This is a genomic window from Haliea sp. E1-2-M8 (genome assembly GCF_030649675.1).
Taxonomy (GTDB): domain Bacteria; phylum Pseudomonadota; class Gammaproteobacteria; order Pseudomonadales; family Halieaceae; genus Haliea.
On record NZ_JAUTDR010000020.1, the window covers coordinates 55355 to 73062 of the forward strand.

At 62.8% G+C, this 17708-nt stretch carries 13 protein-coding genes; 9 read left to right on the forward strand and 4 right to left on the reverse strand.

Annotation, left to right across the window (positions count from 1 at the left end; genetic code table 11):
* Positions 1–4: 4 nt before the first annotated feature.
* Genes Q6D67_RS15955 through Q6D67_RS15965 form a run of 3 tightly spaced genes read right to left on the reverse strand, consistent with a single transcriptional unit; the run spans position 5 to position 3447 of the window.
* Positions 5–1027: a DUF1611 domain-containing protein gene (locus Q6D67_RS15955; protein ID WP_304706661.1), complete on the reverse strand. Its 1023-nt coding sequence runs from the start codon at positions 1025–1027 to the stop codon at positions 5–7.
* Between the two features lies 1 nt (position 1028).
* Complete coding sequence (locus Q6D67_RS15960; protein WP_304706662.1) at positions 1029–2117, reverse strand: hypothetical protein; 1089 nt, start codon at positions 2115–2117, stop codon at positions 1029–1031.
* Position 2118: 1 nt separating this feature from the next.
* Positions 2119–3447 (reverse strand): serine hydrolase, encoded by a 1329-nt coding sequence (locus Q6D67_RS15965; RefSeq protein ID WP_304706663.1) that lies wholly within the window; start codon positions 3445–3447, stop codon positions 2119–2121.
* Between the two features lie 384 nt (positions 3448–3831).
* Here Q6D67_RS15965 and Q6D67_RS15970 point away from each other — a divergent pair, with 384 nt between their 5' ends.
* The 5 genes from Q6D67_RS15970 to Q6D67_RS15990 all read left to right on the forward strand — a co-directional run bounded on the left by Q6D67_RS15970 (position 3832) and on the right by Q6D67_RS15990 (position 11318).
* The gene (locus tag Q6D67_RS15970; protein ID WP_304706664.1) at positions 3832–4329 is read left to right on the forward strand and encodes a MarR family winged helix-turn-helix transcriptional regulator; all 498 of its coding nucleotides are present in this window, start codon (positions 3832–3834) and stop codon (positions 4327–4329) included.
* Between the two features lie 180 nt (positions 4330–4509).
* Entirely contained in the window at positions 4510–7347 is a 2838-nt protein-coding gene (locus tag Q6D67_RS15975) for a TonB-dependent receptor domain-containing protein (RefSeq protein WP_304706665.1), read from the forward strand.
* Positions 7348–7387: 40 nt separating this feature from the next.
* A complete protein-coding gene (locus tag Q6D67_RS15980) occupies positions 7388–9112 on the forward strand; it encodes an amidohydrolase family protein (protein ID WP_304706666.1) in 1725 nt (574 codons plus the stop codon).
* A 131-nt stretch (positions 9113–9243) separates the two neighbouring features.
* Entirely contained in the window at positions 9244–10962 is a 1719-nt protein-coding gene (locus Q6D67_RS15985) for an amidohydrolase family protein (protein WP_304706667.1), read from the forward strand.
* Positions 10963–10994: 32 nt separating this feature from the next.
* Positions 10995–11318, forward strand: coding sequence for a DUF4156 domain-containing protein (locus tag Q6D67_RS15990; protein ID WP_304706668.1), 324 nt, complete (start codon positions 10995–10997; stop codon positions 11316–11318).
* On the opposite strand, the gene ggt is transcribed toward Q6D67_RS15990, so the two are convergent.
* Positions 11271–13007: a gamma-glutamyltransferase gene (gene ggt / locus Q6D67_RS15995; protein ID WP_304706669.1), complete on the reverse strand. Its 1737-nt coding sequence runs from the start codon at positions 13005–13007 to the stop codon at positions 11271–11273. The genes Q6D67_RS15990 and ggt overlap by 48 nt on opposite strands.
* Positions 13008–13151: 144 nt before the next feature.
* Between ggt and Q6D67_RS16000 the strand changes: the two genes are divergently transcribed.
* From Q6D67_RS16000 to Q6D67_RS16015, 4 genes are all read left to right on the forward strand, one after another.
* Entirely contained in the window at positions 13152–14882 is a 1731-nt protein-coding gene (locus Q6D67_RS16000; protein WP_370551977.1) for an AAA family ATPase, read from the forward strand.
* Positions 14883–14925: 43 nt separating this feature from the next.
* Entirely contained in the window at positions 14926–15783 is an 858-nt protein-coding gene (locus Q6D67_RS16005) for a general secretion pathway protein GspB (protein WP_304706670.1), read from the forward strand.
* A 69-nt stretch (positions 15784–15852) separates the two neighbouring features.
* Positions 15853–16692: a DUF6544 family protein gene (locus Q6D67_RS16010; protein WP_304706671.1), complete on the forward strand. Its 840-nt coding sequence runs from the start codon at positions 15853–15855 to the stop codon at positions 16690–16692.
* Positions 16689–17705, forward strand: a complete 1017-nt coding sequence (locus Q6D67_RS16015; protein ID WP_304706672.1) for an alpha/beta fold hydrolase — start codon at positions 16689–16691, stop codon at positions 17703–17705. The genes Q6D67_RS16010 and Q6D67_RS16015 overlap by 4 nt, the downstream gene beginning before the upstream one ends.
* Positions 17706–17708: the final 3 nt, after the last annotated feature.

The window sequence follows — 17708 nt, forward strand, 5'->3', positions numbered from 1 at the left end:
CTCCTCAGGGGCGGAATTGCTGTACAAGATGGTCGACGATAGCGGAGGTTCCTTCGACCAGTGGGTCGACGCAGGGCAGACCATAGCGCCTGGCGAGGTCGGCGAGATAGGCCCCGCGCTCGTCGGCGGGGAGAGTCGAGCTGTTGATGCTGATCCCCACACAGCGAATCTTGGGGTTGGTCAGCGAACCGACCGCCACAGTGCGTGCAATGACCTCCTCTATACTTGGTACCGGATAGTGCTCCCAGCCCGATATTTGTTCCCGCCCCGCCTCATGGCAGACGACAAACGCGTCCGGTTGTGAGCCCAGTAGCAGGCCGTGGCTGACCGGGGCATAGGCCGGGTGGAAAATTCCCCCCTGACCCTCAACTACATCCCAGTGCCCGGGGCTGTTGCCCGGTGACAACACTTCCGCGGCTCCGCTCAGAAAATCGGAAACCACCGCGTCCAGCGGAATGCCTCGTCCGGCGATCATGATACCGGTCTGCCCGGAGGCCCTGAAATCAACGTCGAGACCGGCGCTGCGCATGTCTCTTTCCAGCTGCAGGGCCGTGTATTTCTTGCCCAGGGCACAATCGGTACCTACAGTCAGCAACCGCATCCCGGTGCGTTTTCTGCCATTGCCGACCGGCAGCTCCGGCGGTGGCACCCGGATGTCGACCAGCCGCGCACCGCTGCCTGCGGCCGCAGTGGACAGGGCGCGGTTGTCGGCAAGGCGGGTATGCAGACCGGCGACGATGTCCAGGCCGGCTTCGGCGGCGGCTGCGAGTGCTGGCTGCCAACTTGCCGGCAGGGCGCCACCGACAGTGGCGGTACCTATGACTACAGACTTGACCCCGGCCGCGACGGCTTCCTCAATAGTCATGTCCGGCAGCCCCAGATCCGCCGTGTCGGCGCTGAGCCTGAACTGACCCGCGCAGAGTTGGCGGCGCCAGTCGACCAGGCCTGCGCCGGTCTTGACAAACTTCCTGCGCGACTCGTCGCCGAGGAAAATCAGGTATGGGGACTGTAGTGAAATTGGATGCATGTCAGGATCCTGGCGGGGATAGCCGGTGGATTTTCCAGATACCCAGGGTTAGCAGTGGCAGTATGAGGATGGCAATAAACACCCAGGTCAGAAACCCGTAACCTTTGGCGATAAGATCCACAATACCGATCGCGGTGGCACCGTATACCGACACGAGCAAGAGTCCTGCCGCGATCAGTGGGCGTGCGAATCGCGGTAGCCGGTGGCCCGTCTCATGGGCTTGCACATCGATGCGCTCGTTGATCGAATGCAACAGTCCGGTGCCGGTCTCGACGAAGGTGCCGAATACTACCAGCTGGAACAGCAGCTGCAGCCAGGGTGTCTGCAGCTGTGCCATGAGATACAGGGCAGGGACCGGTTGCTCGGCAATCTCTGGGTACTGGGACATCATCGCCAGATAAAACATGAACGCCGGCACCACGGCGATGGCGCCGGTGATCATGCCGGCACCAATGGCCTGGCGCCGGCTGGTGAGCAGCACCATGCAGAAAAGTACCGCCGGTAGATTGATGTTGTAGCCCGCATAGCGGACACCGTTGACCAGCCAGTTCTCCCCGCCCTGATCCGCGTCCAGCGTATGCTGGATGGCATCGCCGAAGTTGACGAAGGTGATGATGAACAGGGCGATGTACACCAGGTAGAGAAGTACAGACCAGAACGCCAGCGCTTTCTGGATCACCGCCGAGCCGAGAAACGTCAGCAGGCCCACCAGCACCATCATGGCAACCGTGCCCGCTGTCGCCGGTACTCCCAGCAGGGTGAGCACCAGTTCTCCCGCCGCGGAGCCGACCACCGCGAGAATCAGGATGACCAGGGCAATGTAGGCGATCTCGTAGAGTATCCAGGCCGGTCCCAGCAAATGCCGGCAGAAGGTCCGGTAGTCGAAGGAACGTGTTACCCGTGCGAACTCGTAGGCCGCGGCCATGACGATACTGAAGACCAGGCCGGCGACAACAATGCCCAGCAGTCCTCCCACGGGTCCCGAGGGAACGAAGAACTCCACCAGTTCGCGTCCGGTGGCGTAACCACCGCCGATGATTACCGACTGGAAAATCAGCCCCGGGAGCAGGTAGGCGCGCCACGCGGCCATATCAGCGGCCGCTGGTCGGTATGGCGGGGAAGGGCGGCCGGTCCATGGCCGGGATGCTGATATCTACGCCCGTTACCACTCCATCCACTTCCCGCAGGCGTACCTGCAGGCCCATGCCACCCTGGGCCACGAACTCCCCTGGCCCCACGGCGGTAAGCGGCAGTGTGGGGGCCTGCTCATCGTCCGCGGCACCCAGCCGGGCGAGCAGGGTGCCATCGTGGTACACGAGGGAGAACAGTCCATCCGCGGTGAGGCGGAAGGGTGTCATCAGGTAGGTGCCACTCAATTGGCGCAGGCGCTCGGGACCAGGTTGCCTGACCAGCGGCTCAGGTATGACCGGCTCCTTGCCCAACAGCAGACTGGTGATCTTGCGGGAGAGCACAGCCGGCGACACCGGTGGATTTCCGGCATTGCTGAGGATAACGACAGTCATGTCCAGTTCCGGGTAGTAGGCGTGGTGGGAACTGAAGCCGGTAATACTGCCGCCATGGGCCCACACGGTGTAACCGTGGTTTTCATTTCGGGTCAGCGCGCCGAGAGCGTAGGTTTGCGGTGTCCCATCGGGAAACGCGAGTGTCCTCGTGATCAAGGTACGCAAACTTTCTGCTACCGCGGACGAAGTGAAGATCTTGCGCCGGTACTGTGCGAGGTCTGCTGCCGTAGCCTGGATGGAGCCCGCGGCGAAGGGTGTGAGGTAGGGTGTGGGCGCGGCATTGTGGAAGCCCTCGGGGGTGGCCAGGTAACCTTGCGCGCGATTGGCGACAATGTCCTCGTGGCGTCCGCTGTAGGTATGCGTCAGCCCCAGCGGATCCAGGATCCGCTCCTGCAACAGAGCGTAGAAGTCCTCCCCGGTCACAGCTTCGAGAATAAGGCCCAGCAGATAGTAGCCAGAGTTCGAGTACAGAAAATGGCTGCCGGACTCGAAATCGAGCGGGGTGTCGGCGAACAGTCGCAGTATATCCTCCCGCTGGTTCGGTACCCAGGTGAGGATCGCTTGCCCTGTTGGCAGGGCGGTATAATTGGCGATGCCCGAGGTGTGAGTCAGTAGCTGCTGCAGATTGGCGTGACGGCCGGGACCCTCGTAGTCGGGAAGGTAATCGACTACCCGTCCCTCCAGCTGCAACTCGCCCCCTGCAACCAGTTGCAGGACCAGGTGCGCAGTGTAGGACTTGGTGATGGAGCCGAGCTGGTATACCGTATCGCTGCCCGCGGCGACCTGATGCTCCAAATCCGCAAAGCCCACGCTGTTGCTGTAAAATGTTTCGCCCCCCACATCCACCAGGATGGTGTAGGCGGGGGTGAGGCCCTGCCAGGGTATCTCAATGGCCAACAGGGAATCGACCTGGTCGATTGTGTCCGGGTCAGGTTTCCACGTCTCCCCGGACCAGGAAAGGCTGGAAAGAGTCGCCAGGGCAATGAAGCAACAGCGCCGGGTACATGTTCTTATTGTTGACGTAATAATGGCCTTGTCCTCCAGCCAGTGGGGTCGGTGCCTGGCTCGGGCGGCTGTCCGGGACCACCTGCGGGGCCTCGGGTGCGAGCTGCGCACATGCCCGGCAATTCATTCAATGCTAATCTGTAGACGGTACGTGGTCTCCGCTCTCAGGCGGATCAGACGTTAGCACAAGTATGTTGTCGTGACAACGAAGTGAGCGAATTGTTGCCTGCAGGCTATACGATACGGTCGCGGCCCGGTCCGCAATAAGGAGAGACGATGCCTCTAGCACCACTGCCCAGGTCGAAGAAGGACCAGCTGACGGAGGGTATGGAGCCGCCCTCCCATATCAGCTACCAGATCACGATTGCCGCCAACCTGATGGCTTTTGGCAGCAGCGCCAGTAACGTAAAGCGTTTTGGTATCAAGACCCGCGAGTGGCGGGTACTCGGGTGCATCACCCAGGTAGGCCCGGCTACAGCCAGTGACATCGTGCGCCTGGTGCAGCAGGACAAGGGCAGCATCAGCAGGGCCATCACCGGCCTGGAGCGAGAGGGGTTGATCGGGAAGATTCCCAATCACGCCCACAAGAACAGCCCCTACATCTGGCTGACAGAGAAAGGGCGCAAGCTGGTTGATCGCATTTATCCAGTGTTTATCCAACAGGCAGAACTGTTCACCGATGTCCTCAGCGACAGGGAAAAGCGGGAGTTGTGCCGTCTTCTGGACAAACTGAAAGACCATGTGGAGCAGGTGCGGATTGAGCAGGGCATCTAGCCCGGGGCCCTGGCGGGTCCGTCTTCGGCGTATCCCTGCGCCCGGATCCAGTATGTTGTTATAACAACGAACCTGTGCTACCTTTTTCCCATTCGCATCCAGCCCGGCTGCCGGCACGGAGTATCCGGCGGGCCCGGGAGAACACCATAACGAGAATGGAGAGCAGCTATGGCGGGAAATATGTTGACGTTGACGAAGCTGGCCCACTGTGTGCGCGAGCATGCCTGTAGCCTGACGAGGCTTTCGGCAGCCGTTGCCATGGCAACGCTGCCAGCTGGCGCCGTCTATGCTCAGGGTTCCGGTGGCGGTGTTCTGGAGGAGGTGATTGTCACCTCTGCGGCGACCCGGCTGCAGTCCGGGTTTGAGTCGCCCAAGCCGGTTACCACGGTCAGCCGGGAGCAGCTGGACGCGCGGGGCTTGGTGAATATAGCCGACTTCCTCAATGAAATACCTTCCTTCATTGGCACCACAACACCGGCAACCACCACCCTTTCATCCAGCCTCAATGGTGCCAACCTGCTGGACCTGCGCGGCCTGGGGCCCAACCGCACTCTGGTTCTCGTGGATCGACGCCGCTTCACCCCTACCAATGATACCGGGGCGATCAACATCAACGTGATACCACAGTCTCTGATCAAGAACGTGGAAGTCGTCACTGGCGGTGCCTCCGCTCAGTGGGGCTCCGATGCGGTGGCCGGAGTAGTGAACCTCCAGCTTGATCGCGAGTTCGAGGGAGCCAGGGTCGATGCCCGCTATGGCGAGGCCGGCGAGGGTGATGCCCAGACAGAATTCGTTTCCCTCGCCTTCGGGGTTGCCAGTGATGACGGCCGCAGCCACCTGGTAGTCGGTGGCGACATGGAGAACCACGACGGTGTCGTGAACCAAAGTGACCGCGACTGGGGCAGGGAACGCTGGGGGATTGTCGGTAACCCGCTAGACACGGGCCCCGATGATGGCGTTCCAGCACGACTCATCACTCGCAATGTGGTGTTGGGTCTGGGTACCCCCGGTGGTTACCTGCCGCTGGCACTGGGCAATCATCCCGCCGTAGCCCAGACCCGCTTTGGTCCCGCTGGTGAGTGGCTGCCCTACGACATAGGCGAATTCCCGATTCCCAACGCATTTGCCGCGCTACCTTTCCAGGTTGGTGGTGACGGCACTCCGTTTGGTGATCCTGCCAGTCTCTCCGCGCCCTACGATCGCAAATCCTTCATGGCGATTGGCAGCCATGATCTCACTGACAGAGTTACCCTGTTCGCGGAAGCATCCTGGGGCAAGACCAGCTCCAGAAACGAAACGGTACACCCGTGGAGCTTCATTGGCGGCGGTCCGGACATTATTGCCGCGGATAACCCGTTCATACCGGAGCCACTGCAGCAGGTCATGACAGAGAATGCCATTCCGGTGCTGGTAATGGCTCGCACCAATATTGATCACGGGGCAATTACCTCGGACACCACCAATGAGACCACGCGTTTTCTTGCGGGGGCAAGGGGCGACTTTGCCGACGCATGGCGCTGGGAGTTGTCAGCGGCTACCGGCACCACCGATTCCCAGGCTCTGCAGTTCAACAATGTCATCAAGGCCAACCGAAACTTTGCCATTGACGCAGTGCGTGACCCCGCAACAGGAAATAACGTGTGCCGGGCAAACCTCGGTGGCGCCAACGGTGCGCCGGGCTGTGTGCCTCTGAATCTGTTTGGCAACGGTGCTCCCAGCCAGGCCGCTCTCGATTACATTCACGGCACCGCCAGCTTGCAGTGGGAAGTGCGGCAGAAAGTGTTTGCCGCATCCATGAGCGGTGAACTGCTGGACTTGCCCGCTGGACCGGTCGCGCTGGCATTCGGGGCCGAGTACCGCGAAGAGAGCTCGTCCACCACACCCGACAAGACCGCCGTTGACGGCGGGTATTTCATTACCAATGTGGTGCCGCTGGAAGGCGAGTTCGATGTGTCCGAAGCATTCCTGGAGGCGGGGGTTCCGGTGCTGGCGGGTGCCAACGGCATGAACCTGGATGTCAATGCCGCGATCCGTTACACCGACTACAGCACCAGCGGTGGCGAGAATACCTGGCAACTGGGGGCAACCTTCAGTCCCTATACCGATCTCACCTTCCGTGGCACCGTGTCCCGCGACATTCGCGCACCGAATATTGGCGAGCTGTTCCAGACATCGCGCCTGTTCTTCCAGAACCTGGTCGACCCGTTCAGCGGGGGGGTGTCCCGCCTGATCCAGGTTCCGGTCGGTGGCAATACCGAGCTGGCGCCCGAGGAATCGGATACCGTGACCTTTGGTGCCGTGTACCAGCCTGCATGGCTGGACCGGTTTAGCCTGTCGGCGGACTGGTACCAGATCGAGATCGATGGCGCCATCAGCAGCCTGCCGGCACAAACCGTTGTCGACACCTGCTTTGCAACCGGCGCTCTCTGTGAGTTGGTGACTCTGCAGAACGGAGAATTGTTCCGGGTGCAGGAAAACCTGGTCAACGTGGCACAGCGCAATGTCGAGGGAGTTGATCTGGAGGCGGTCTACGAAGTACCGGAACTTGTGGGCGGTACTCTGACGCTGCGCTGGCTGGCGAGCTATGTCGAGGAGCAATCGTTCTCCCCCGATGGCATCACCGTGCTGGATGATGCTGGCGTGGTGGGTCCGGATGCCGCGGGCGACAACCCGACACCTGAATGGCGCTGGAACCTCTCCGGTGACTACCGGATAGGGCAGCTTGGCGTGACCGCACAATTGCGCTACGTCGGCGGTGGCGACTACCTGGCCGATCAGACGGCCGAAGACATCAATGACAACGATGTGGACGATGTCTACTATGTCAACCTGGCCGCCCGCTATGATGTCCCCTTGAGCGAGAGTGGCAATCTGCAGCTTTATGCTGGAATCAACAACGTCTTTGACGAGGATCCGCCGGTTGCGCCGGTGGATTTCATCAATAACCTGGGCACCAACACTCAATTGTACGATGTCGTCGGCCGCTATTTCTTTGGCGGTGTGAGACTGACTTTCTAGCACCGTTATGCCGGCCCAATACATTCAGGGAGCAGTGAACATGGAATCAACGTGGAATTTTTGGGGACTCGTCCTGGCCCCCTTGCTGATGCTGGTCGGCGCATGCTCGGACCAGGCTGACCAGGCCCACGCCGCGGCAGCCGCAGTTGCGGAGCCAAAGCAGTATGACCTGGTTCTGGCCAACGGCACCGTGGTTGATGGCACGGGTAGCGAAGCTTACCCCGCCGATCTCGGGATAGAAGGCGGACGAATCGTTGCCATTGGCAAGCTGGATAGCGCAGCCGCGGGGCAGGTGATCGATGTCAGCGGCAAGGTCGTTGCTCCGGGCTTTATCGACGTGCATTCCCATGCCGACTGGGCCCTGGACGATCCGTCCACGGCGTCAGTCGAAGGTTTCCTGCGGCAGGGCGTGACGACGAGCGTTTATGGAGTGGACGGTTATCTCGACCTTGAGCACATGCAGCGCTACGCAACGCTTGGCGAGCAGGGTGGCATGGGCACGAACTTCATGGCTTACATCGGCCACAACGCCGTGCGCCGGGAAGTGATGGAGCTGGAAAATCGCGAGCCGGATGCAGCCGAGTTGCAACGCATGCAGGACCTGGTCAAGGCCGCCATGGATTTTGGTGCGGTCGGCCTCTCCACCGGCCTGATGTATCTGCCGGGCAGCTACGCGAGCACCGAGGAGGTGGTGGCACTGGCGAAAGTCACCGCGCCCTACGGCGGGGTCTATGACTCGCACGTGCGGGATCCCGCCAAAAACCTGCTGGCATCGCACCAGGAGTGTCTGGACATTGGCCTCGCGGCCGGTGTGGACCCGCACCCGGGCCACATCAAGGCGGTGGGCGCGGGAAACTTTGGCAAGGGCCCCGCTATTGTTCGCCTGGTAGAAGCCGGTATTGCACGCGGGCAGAATGTAACCGTTGATCTGTACCCCTATGATGGCGCCGCCACCGCCCCGGTGATCGCGCTGCTTTATCCCGGTGACGACGAGCGTGGCAAGGCGCTCAGGCAACGTATGGCAGGCATCATGCGCGACGAGCCTGCGGCAGGGGATACCATGGAGCAACTGACGCAGGATCTGCGTCAGTACTGGCGGGACACTGCCGGGCAACCGGAGGTTCTGGCACAGACCAGGGCAATCACCGAGGAACCGCCCGAGGGCCTGTATAGCTGGGTCGAAGTAGTGGGCTACCAGTCGATGCGGATCGTCGTCAGCGAAAACGAGGAGTATGAAGGACGGATGGTCGTAGATCTGGCGGAGGATCTGGGCGTCACCCCGTTCGAACTATATCGTCAGCTGATCGTCGCGGAAGGTGACAACGCCATGGTCACGCTGGGTGCAATCCAGGAAGACGATATCCGCATTGTCATGCGTCAGCCCTGGGCGATGATTTCCTCCGATGGTGCCGAAGTCGACCCGGAACATCCGCGGGGTCGAGGAACATTCCCCAGGGTACTGGGCCGCTACGTACGGGAGTGGGGTGTTCTGGACCTTGAAGATGCCGTACACAAGATGTCCGGGTTGCCGGCGCGGTATCTCAAGCTGACCGATCGGGGTGTCCTGCGCGAAGGTGCAGTCGCCGATATTGTGGTATTTGATCCAGAGACAGTTATTGACCGCGCTACCTGGGCGGAGCCCACGCTGTACGCCGAGGGCGTGGAACACGTGTTCATCAACGGTGACGCAGCGCTGCTGCACGGAGCGATAACCGAGCAGAGGCTTGGGCGGTTTGTGCCGTTTGCGCCCGAGACTACGCCATAGTTGGTTGAAAGCGGGCCGATCCTGCAAGTGCTTGCTACACCCGGGGCAGCCTACACCCGCAAGCTGCTGACAACGGTGCCCCGGTTGTACCACACCTGGCCCATGATTACTGGCTAGAAGGAACCTCGCCCATGTCGCTCTCCATTCGAATACTCACCACCCTGCTGGCACTGCTGCTGGCTGCGGGTTGCAGCGAGCGCCAGCAGGCGCCGGATGCTTCTGCTCCGCGCTACGACCTTATTATCGACAATGGCGTTGTCTATGATGGGTCGGGAACATCCCCTGTTCAGAGCCGCATCGCCATCAACGGCGACCGCATCGTCGCTGTCGGTGATCTTGAGGGCGCTGTCGCTGAGCGCAGGCTGGACGCCGGGGGGCTGGCGGTCGCTCCGGGGTTCATCAATATGCTGAGTTGGGCCACGGAGTCCCTGATCGAGGACGGGCGTGGCCTCTCCGACATCGCGCAGGGCGTGACCCTGGAGGTTTTCGGCGAGGGCTGGTCCATGGGGCCGCTCACCGAGGCGATGAAAGACGAGGATCGCCAGCGCCAGACCGACTTTCGCTATGACATTGAGTGGACCACGCTGGGCGAATACCTGAAGTTCCTCGAACAGCGCGGGGTCTCGCCCAATGTCGCCTCGTTCGTAGGTGCGACCACGCTACGCATCAAGCATGTAGGCTACGAGAACCGGCCGCCGACCGCGGACGAGTTGCAGGGAATGCGCGACGATGTGGCGCTGGCCATGGAGGAGGGCGCCATGGGCGTCGGCTCCTCGCTGATCTACATGCCGGCCTTCTACGCGGACACGGAGGAGCTGATTGCCCTGGTGGACGTGGCCGCCGACTACGGTGGCTCCTACATCACCCACATGCGCTCGGAAGGGAACCGGCTGTTGGAAGCGGTGGATGAAGTGCTGGCCATTGCCGAGGCCACGGGTGCGCCAGTGGAAATCTATCATCTGAAAGCGGCGGGCAAGGATAATTGGGAGAAAATGGACCAGGTTATCGACCGGATCAATGCGGCCCGGGCCGAAGGCGTGGATATCCGCGCCAACATGTATACCTATACGGCGGGCTCGACCGGCCTCAACGCCGCCATGCCACCCTGGGTACAGGAGGGCGGTTTCGATGCCTGGGTGGCGCGACTGCGGGATCCGGAAATCCGCGCCCGAGTGCTGGAAGAAATCGAGACACCAACGGATGCCTGGGAGAACATCTACCTGGCCTCCGGCGGTGCCGACAACGTCCTGCTGGTGGGTTTTCGCAGCGACGCATTGAAGCCACTTGCCGGCAAGACCCTGGCGGAAATCGCCGCCATGCGCGGCAGCACTCCGGCCGAGACCATGGTCGACCTCGTGATCGAGGACAACAGCCGGGTCGATGCCGTCTATTTCATGATGTCGGAAGAGAATCTGGTCAAGCAGATTGCCCAGCCCTGGATGAGCTTTCAATCCGACGCCGCGGCACTCGCCCCGGAGGGCGTGTTCCTGAACAGCAGTACTCACCCGCGTGCCTACGGCAACTTCGCCCGCCTGTTGGGCAAGTATGTTCGCGAGGATGGTGTGCTCACGCTGCGGGAGGCGGTGCGTCGGCTGACCTCGCTGCCTGCGGGGCATCTCGGGCTCGCTGACCGGGGTGTGCTGGCGGCGGGATATTACGCCGATATCGTTATTTTCGATCCCGACACCATCCAGGACCATGCCACTTACCTGGAGCCCCATCAGTTGGCCAGCGGTGTACGCCATGTGTTCGTCAACGGGGAGCAGGTGCTGGCCGACGGAGTGCATACCGGCGCCATGCCGGGGCGCGCTGTCCGCGGTCCGGGGTATGTGGGCTCGCCTGCCCTGTGATAAGCTTTACCGAGCAGCTTCAGGGGTGAATCATGATTCGCAATACTGTATTCAAGGTGGCCGCGTTGGCCGCTTTTACGCTCGCGTTACCAGCCTGCACCTGGGTCAAGATCCCGGACGACGCGCGGGCGGTTGAGCTGGTTGAAGCCAGTGCCGTTGGCAACTGTCAGCGTCTCGGCAAAGTGTCGACCAGCGTGGCCTGGAAGGTGGCCGGTATCGAACGCAGCGAGAACAAGGTGCGGGTAGAGCTGGATAACCTCGCTCGCGACCGCGCGTTTGGCATGGGCGGCAACACCATAGTGCGTGAATCAATCAGCGAGGGCACCGGCGAGTACAGCGCCTACAAGTGTCCCTGAGTCCTTGTGCTCAGGGGTCCGGTTTACCCGCCGCGCCACCCCCCTGCCGCGGCTGTCGGCAGCCGTCTCAACGCCTTTCTCCGTCACCTTGATAGCCTGGATATCGCCGAGGTCGCCCCAGTCGTTGGGCACCACGGTATAACCCATCTTTTCCAGCGCCAGACGCAGGTTTGCACTGATCGGGCGCTGGTCGTGGCGCAGCACCCGGGCCTCGGGCAACTGGTGGTGAAAACGGGTGGCGTCTACCGCGGCCTGCAGGGACATGTCGAAGTCGTACAGGTTGAGAATCACCTGGAACACCGAGGTGAAGATAGTACTGCCCCCGGGGGTGCCGATGATCAGGGCGGGTTTGCCATCCTGCAGCAGGATGGTCGGGGTCATGGAGGACAGCATGCGCTTGCCCGGCGCGATCGCATTGCGCGCGTTGCCGATGACGCCAAAGGCGTTGGGCACGCCGGGCTTGGCCGAGAAGTCGTCCATTTCATTGTTGAGCAGAAAACCGGCCTCTTCCACCACGACACCGGAACCGAAATCCCAATTGAGGGTGTAGGTCAAAGCTACGCTGTTGCCCTCGCCATCGAGGATGGAGAAGTGGGTGGTATCCGGTGATTCCAGGCCCGGCGGCACCGCGGCCGGGCTTGAAATGCGTGCCGGATCGACCCCCGCGGCCCGCGCAGCCAGATAATCCGGGGCCAGCAGAGCGGCTACGGGTACATCCACATGGTCCGGATCACCCAGGTACGCGGCGCGGTCTGCGAATGCGCGTTTTTTCAGTTCAGCGAGCAGGTGAATGTAGGGCGCCGAGTTGTGCTCGAGGCCTGCAATTGCGGGAGCGATGGCGTCGCGCAGGGCCAGAAGCTGCAGCAGGGCGATGCCGCCGGAACTGGGGGGCGGCGCGGAAAGCACGGTGTAGTCCCGCCACTGCAGTTGCAGCGGCTCGCGCCACTGCGCCCGGTAATCCGCCAGGTCCTGCAGCGTGATCAAGCCGCCACTGCGCTGCATTTGCGCTACCAGCAAGCGGGCGGTGACTCCCCGATAGAAGTCCTCGGGGTCAACGGCAATCCGCTCCAGAGTGGCTGCCAGTGCGGCTTGCCGGAACGGTTTTCCGGTGCCCATGCCGCCATAGTGGGCGGCGAAATTGGTTTCCCCTGCAGTTTCTTCAATCTTGCCCTGGGCCATCGCCGCGAGACCCGCCGGGACTTCGAAGCCCTCGCGCGCCAGGGTGATCGCCGGCTGTAGCAGGCGGCTCCAGGGCTGGCTGCCATAGCGGGTATGGGCCAGCTGCAGGCCGCGTACGGTACCGGGCACACCGGAAGCGAGGCCGCCGATGAGCGACGCCCGCTGCACGAACTCGCCGTCCTCATCGAGATACATGTCGCGGTTCGCCGCCTGCGGTGCACGCTCGCGGAAGTCGAGGAATTGCGCGTCGCCGTCGATGACGCTCAGCATAAAGCCGCCGCCACCGATATTGCCGGCCTCCGGGTAGGTCACCGCAAGCACGAATGCCGCGGCGACCGCGGCATCGATTGCGTTACCGCCGTCCTCGAGCACCCGCGCGGCTGCGTCTGCCGAGTAGCGGTCCGGCATCGCGATGGCGCCGCCGGAGGCGGCCCAGCCCTGGCTCGCACAGAGCAGTAACAGCAGGCTGCTGCAGAGCGCGGCCAGATGGCTGCAAAGGGTGAGCTTCAATGGGTGCAGGCAATGGATGGCAGTTCTCCTCAGGTATGTCGCCTATCGTCAGGCCTATTGAACGTTGCGAATGGGCTGCGGTCAACGGCAGACCATGGTCAGTACTTGCGGCATGGCGCCCCCTGCTTCCCTTGGGCATAATGAGTGCCTGATTTCGGGGCACGGGCAGCGCGGTTGCAGATGTATCACCAGTATTTTGGCCTCAACGAAGCACCTTTCTCCATCGCGGTAAATCCGCGCTATCTGTTCATGAGCCCCCGGCATCGGGATGCTCTGGCCCATCTGCTGTACGGGGTCGGGGCAGGTGGAGGCTTTATCCTGCTGACCGGCGAGGTCGGCACCGGCAAGACCACTATCAACCGCTGTCTGCTGGAACAGCTGCCGCCGGCAACGGAGGTCGCCATTATCCTCAACCCCGCACTGAACGCACTGGAATTGCTGGCGACGGTCTGCGATGAGCTGGGGATAAGCTACGACGGCCAGCAGCCCACACTGAAGACCCTGACCGACAGCCTGCACCGTTTTCTGTTGCAGAACCACGCGGACGGGCGCAAAACGGTGTTGATGATCGACGAGGCCCAACACCTGGACGTCGACGTACTGGAACAGATCCGCCTGCTCACCAACCTCGAAACCAACAGCGAGAAACTGCTGCAGATCATTCTTATCGGCCAGCCGGAACTGGCGCAGCTGCTGCAGCGCCCGGAATTGCGCCAGCTTAACCAGCGCATCACTGCCCGCTATAACCTGGCGCCACTGAGCCCGGAAGAAACCGGCGCCTACATCCGCCACCGCTTGCAGGTGGCCGGGCTGGCACCCGGGCGCGAACTGTTTCCGCCGGATGTGGTGCGTGGTATACACCGGACGACCCGGGGCATTCCGCGCCTGATCAACGTGCTCTGTGACCGCATTCTGCTGGGGACCTATGGCCGCAATCGCCCCCGTGCCGACCGGGATATGCTGGCGGTGGCGGCTGCCGAGGTCATGGGGGAAGAGGGCGTCGGCCGCAGTCGTTCACGCCGTGCGCTGTGGTTCGGTGCCGGCGCGGTGCTGCTGGCCGCGCTGTTATTTTTGCTGTGGTGGCTATGGTCGCAAGGGCCTGTACCCGCCGTCGAGCCTGCGATATCCCCGGCCGCTGGGGAAGCGGTGCCGGCGGTGCCCACTCCTGCAGCTGCAGAGGCACCCGCGGCGCCGGTAGCCCCGGCTCCGGTGGTAGCTCCGGAGCCGGCAGCAACCGACAGCAGCTGGCAGCTGGCCCCGCAGGCGGCGCTGGAGCATCTCTGGCAGCTGCAGGCCGAGGGCCCGGCGCCGCAGCTGGATCAACTCTGTGACGATGCGATCCGCTTTCCCCTGAGCTGTTTGCGCGGCCGCGCCGAGACCTGGCAGGAACTGCTGGCGCTGCAGCGCCCGCTGCTGCTGGATCTGGTGACGCCGGCGCGCTTTGCCGCCGCGGCATTGTTCCTGGGTGAGGAAAAAGGCCGCGCCCTGCTGTGGTCCGGGAATGCCCTGCAGAGTGTTCCCTTCACCGAGGTGGCAGCGCTGTGGCGCGGCGGCTACCGCCTGCTGTGGCGGCCGCCGGCTGGATTCAGCGGCCCCATAGGTCGCGCCGAGGTCAGCCCCGCGGTGGCCGATGTGGCGACGCTGTTCGCGCGTCTGGATGGGCAGCCCCAGCCCCTGGCGGACAATCGCTATACTGCGGCCCTGGCCGACCGCGTGCGCCTGTTCCAGCGCGAGCAACAACTGCTGGCGGACGGCGTGGTGGGGGAGCAGACCCTGTTGCGTCTCAATTTGCTGGCGGGCCGCGATCTATCCGCTCAGGCCGCCCTGGAGTCATTGAGGGCGGACACCGCAGCCACAGGGGAGCCCACGCCATGATGGCAACAACAGCCCTGAAAGTGACGGGCATCGGGGTATGGGCATGTCGCTGATTCTTGAAGCGCTGAATCGCGCCCGGCGCGAGCAGCACAACGCGGCGCCGGTACCGGGTGTGGACAGCGAACATTATTACCCCTCTGTCGACCAGAGTCCCTGGCGGCAGCGCGGTATGCTGGCCGCCCTGGCTCTGGCTCTGCTGGTGATCGGCGTGTTGCTGGGTCGGGAGTTCAGCCGCGGCGGGGCTGAAGCGCCCGTCTCGCCAGCTGAGCGGCAGCCTGTGGTCACGGAAACCCCGGAATCGCTTGCTGCGCCCCCTCCGGTGCCTGCAACGCCTGAACCGGAGGCCGAGCCAGCCATGGAGGCACAGCAGCCACAGGAGGCACAAGACACGCCAGTGGTCCCGGAGCAAGCCCCGGAGACAGACCCTGAAATGGTTGAACCTGTCGTGGCCGCATCCCCCGCGCAGCCACCGCCCTCGACGGCTGGCACGGGAACCAGTGCGGAGGTCGCCGCTCTGTACCAGCAGTCCACTGCGCCGGAGGAGGCCTCTGAACCCGCCCCGGCAGCGGCAACCGCCAGCGAGGAGCCCGTGGACATTGCCAGCCTGGTGACCGCCGCGGAACAAGCGCTGGAAGATGTGCGGTTGACTGAGCACTCGGCGCCGTTCCTTGGCGACCTTTCCCAGCAGCGCAAGGACGCTGTCCCCACCCTGATGTACCTGCAGCACGATTACCGGTCTGAAGGAGAGTCGACTGTCACCATCAATGGCCAGCAGGCGCGGGCGGGGCAAAGCGTCGGTCGCGGCGTTACCGTCGAGGAAATCCTGCCCGATTCGGTGGTGTTGAGCCATGCTGGGGAGCAGTTTCGTTTGCGTGCCCTCAACAGCTGGGTGAACCTGTAATGACGCATGGAACCGGTGGTGTGAAAAAGTGCTTGGAGAAAATGAGGTAAGGCATCCGGTATCGAGATCATGAGATTTATCATCGCCCTCGCTCTCCTGTTTCTGTTTGCCGTCCTCGTTCTGGGTGCCCTTCTTTGGTGGGACCTGCGCGCGGACAGGGCGGAATGGCAGCGTCTCGCCGCGCTCCAGCCCGAGGCTCCGCAACGTTTCTCCGGCGAGTTGGTCGCGGACCTGCCCGAACCTGCACGGCGCTACTTCAGCTTCATGATCGAGCCGGGAACGCCGCTGCTGCGAGTCGTCGAAATTGCGATGACCGGCCAGTTCAGTCTCGGGAACAAGGACAACCCGGCCTATCAGCCGATGGTGGCGCGCCAGATCCTCGCCGCTCCCGATGGCTTCGTTTGGTCCATGCGCACCCGCGGCTGGATGCCGCTCTCGGGGTCGGACTCCGGATTGTGGACACGGTTTCGTATCTTCGGGTTGATTCCGGTCGCGCGGCCTGGTGGCACCCCGGATCACACGCGGTCGGCGTTCGGCCGCTACGTTGCCGAGGCCGTGGTCTGGACCCCCGCGGCCCTCTTGCCCGGGCCGGGGGTCACCTGGGCGGCAGTGGACGACGACACCGCGCGGGTGACTGTCCGCCACGGCGATCTGAGCCAGGCGGTGGACGTGACCGTCGATAGCGACGGCAGGCCCGTCGTTGCATCGTTCCAGCGCTGGAGCAACGCCAACCCTGACAAGGTACATCGATTGCAGCCCTTCGGCGCCTCCATGTCGGATTTCCGCGAGGTCGGCGGCTATCGCCTGCCGTTCCGGGTCGAGGCGGGCAACATGTTCGGAACCGACGCCTATTTTCCTTTTTTTCTCGCCGATGTCACTGCAATCCGGTTTCCTGGAGCAACGCCATGACGGCAATGAACTGGACTCACCACTACGCCACGATCAACGGCATCCGCATGCACTATGTGGAGCAGGGGCAGGGCATGCCGGTGGTGCTGTGCCACGGCTTTCCCCACCTCTGGTTCAGCTGGCACCGGCAGATCAGTGCGTTGGCAGCGGCCGGCTACCGGGTGATTGCGCCGGATATGCGCGGCATGGGCCAGACCGAGGCGCCGGAAGCAGTGGAGGCCTATGATATCGACCACATAACCGCCGACCTGCTGGGCCTGCTGGACCATATTGGCGAGCAGCGGGCGGTCTTTGCCGGGCTCGATTTCGGCGCTTTTGCCATCTACGACCTGGCGCTGCGCCGTCCACAGCGGGTGATTGCGCTGATCGGCCTGGAAAACCCGGCGGCGCCGCACAACCCCAACGAAGCTCCGCTCGCCGAATACCGGCGCATGGGCGAGCAGCACTTCCTGCACATCGAGTATTTCCGCGAGCCGCCGCGGGCGGATCTGGAACTGGCCGCCGCGCCGAGACGTTTCCTGCACAAGGTGTTCCATACCCTGAGCGGTGCCTGCAATTACTTCGACATGTTTCGTCATCCACCCGGGACGTCCTATATTGACGCCATGGAGGAGCCGCCACCGCTGCCCTGGCCCTGGCTGTCGGAGCTGGAACTGGAATTCTTTGTCTCCGAGTACAGTCGCAGCGGCTTTAGCGGCGGCCTTAACTGGTATCGGTCATTCGACCTCAAGTGGGCCCAGCGCAAACCTTTCGAGGGAGTACAGAGTGCGGTACCGGCCTATTTTCTCGGTAGCGAGCACGATGTGGACCTGGAGGGGTTTCACGGCGAGGACCCGATCGGACAGATGCGGGGGATTTTCCCGGAGCTGCGTCAGGTACGCATGATCCCCGGGGCCGGGCATATGGTGCAGTTGGAGGCGTCTGCGGAGGTGAACTCGATTCTGCTGGAGTTTCTTGAGGATATTCGGCTGCATTGTAAAGCGGGACGCTGCAACGCCAGTGTCGGGAACTGATCA

What these genes read in the sequence shown, in the direction of transcription:
- Q6D67_RS15955 (WP_304706661.1), bottom strand. Translation starts at nt 1,027, where the DNA reads ATGCATCCAATTTCACTACAGTCCCCATACCTGATTTTCCTCGGCGAC.
- Q6D67_RS15960 (WP_304706662.1), bottom strand. Translation starts at nt 2,117, where the DNA reads ATGGCCGCGTGGCGCGCCTACCTGCTCCCGGGGCTGATTTTCCAGTCG.
- Q6D67_RS15970 (WP_304706664.1), top strand. Translation starts at nt 3,832, where the DNA reads ATGCCTCTAGCACCACTGCCCAGGTCGAAGAAGGACCAGCTGACGGAG.
- Q6D67_RS15975 (WP_304706665.1), top strand. Translation starts at nt 4,510, where the DNA reads ATGTTGACGTTGACGAAGCTGGCCCACTGTGTGCGCGAGCATGCCTGT.
- Q6D67_RS15980 (WP_304706666.1), top strand. Translation starts at nt 7,388, where the DNA reads ATGGAATCAACGTGGAATTTTTGGGGACTCGTCCTGGCCCCCTTGCTG.
- Q6D67_RS15985 (WP_304706667.1), top strand. Translation starts at nt 9,244, where the DNA reads ATGTCGCTCTCCATTCGAATACTCACCACCCTGCTGGCACTGCTGCTG.
- Q6D67_RS15990 (WP_304706668.1), top strand. Translation starts at nt 10,995, where the DNA reads ATGATTCGCAATACTGTATTCAAGGTGGCCGCGTTGGCCGCTTTTACG.
- Q6D67_RS16005 (WP_304706670.1), top strand. Translation starts at nt 14,926, where the DNA reads ATGTCGCTGATTCTTGAAGCGCTGAATCGCGCCCGGCGCGAGCAGCAC.
- Q6D67_RS16010 (WP_304706671.1), top strand. Translation starts at nt 15,853, where the DNA reads ATGAGATTTATCATCGCCCTCGCTCTCCTGTTTCTGTTTGCCGTCCTC.
- Q6D67_RS16015 (WP_304706672.1), top strand. Translation starts at nt 16,689, where the DNA reads ATGACGGCAATGAACTGGACTCACCACTACGCCACGATCAACGGCATC.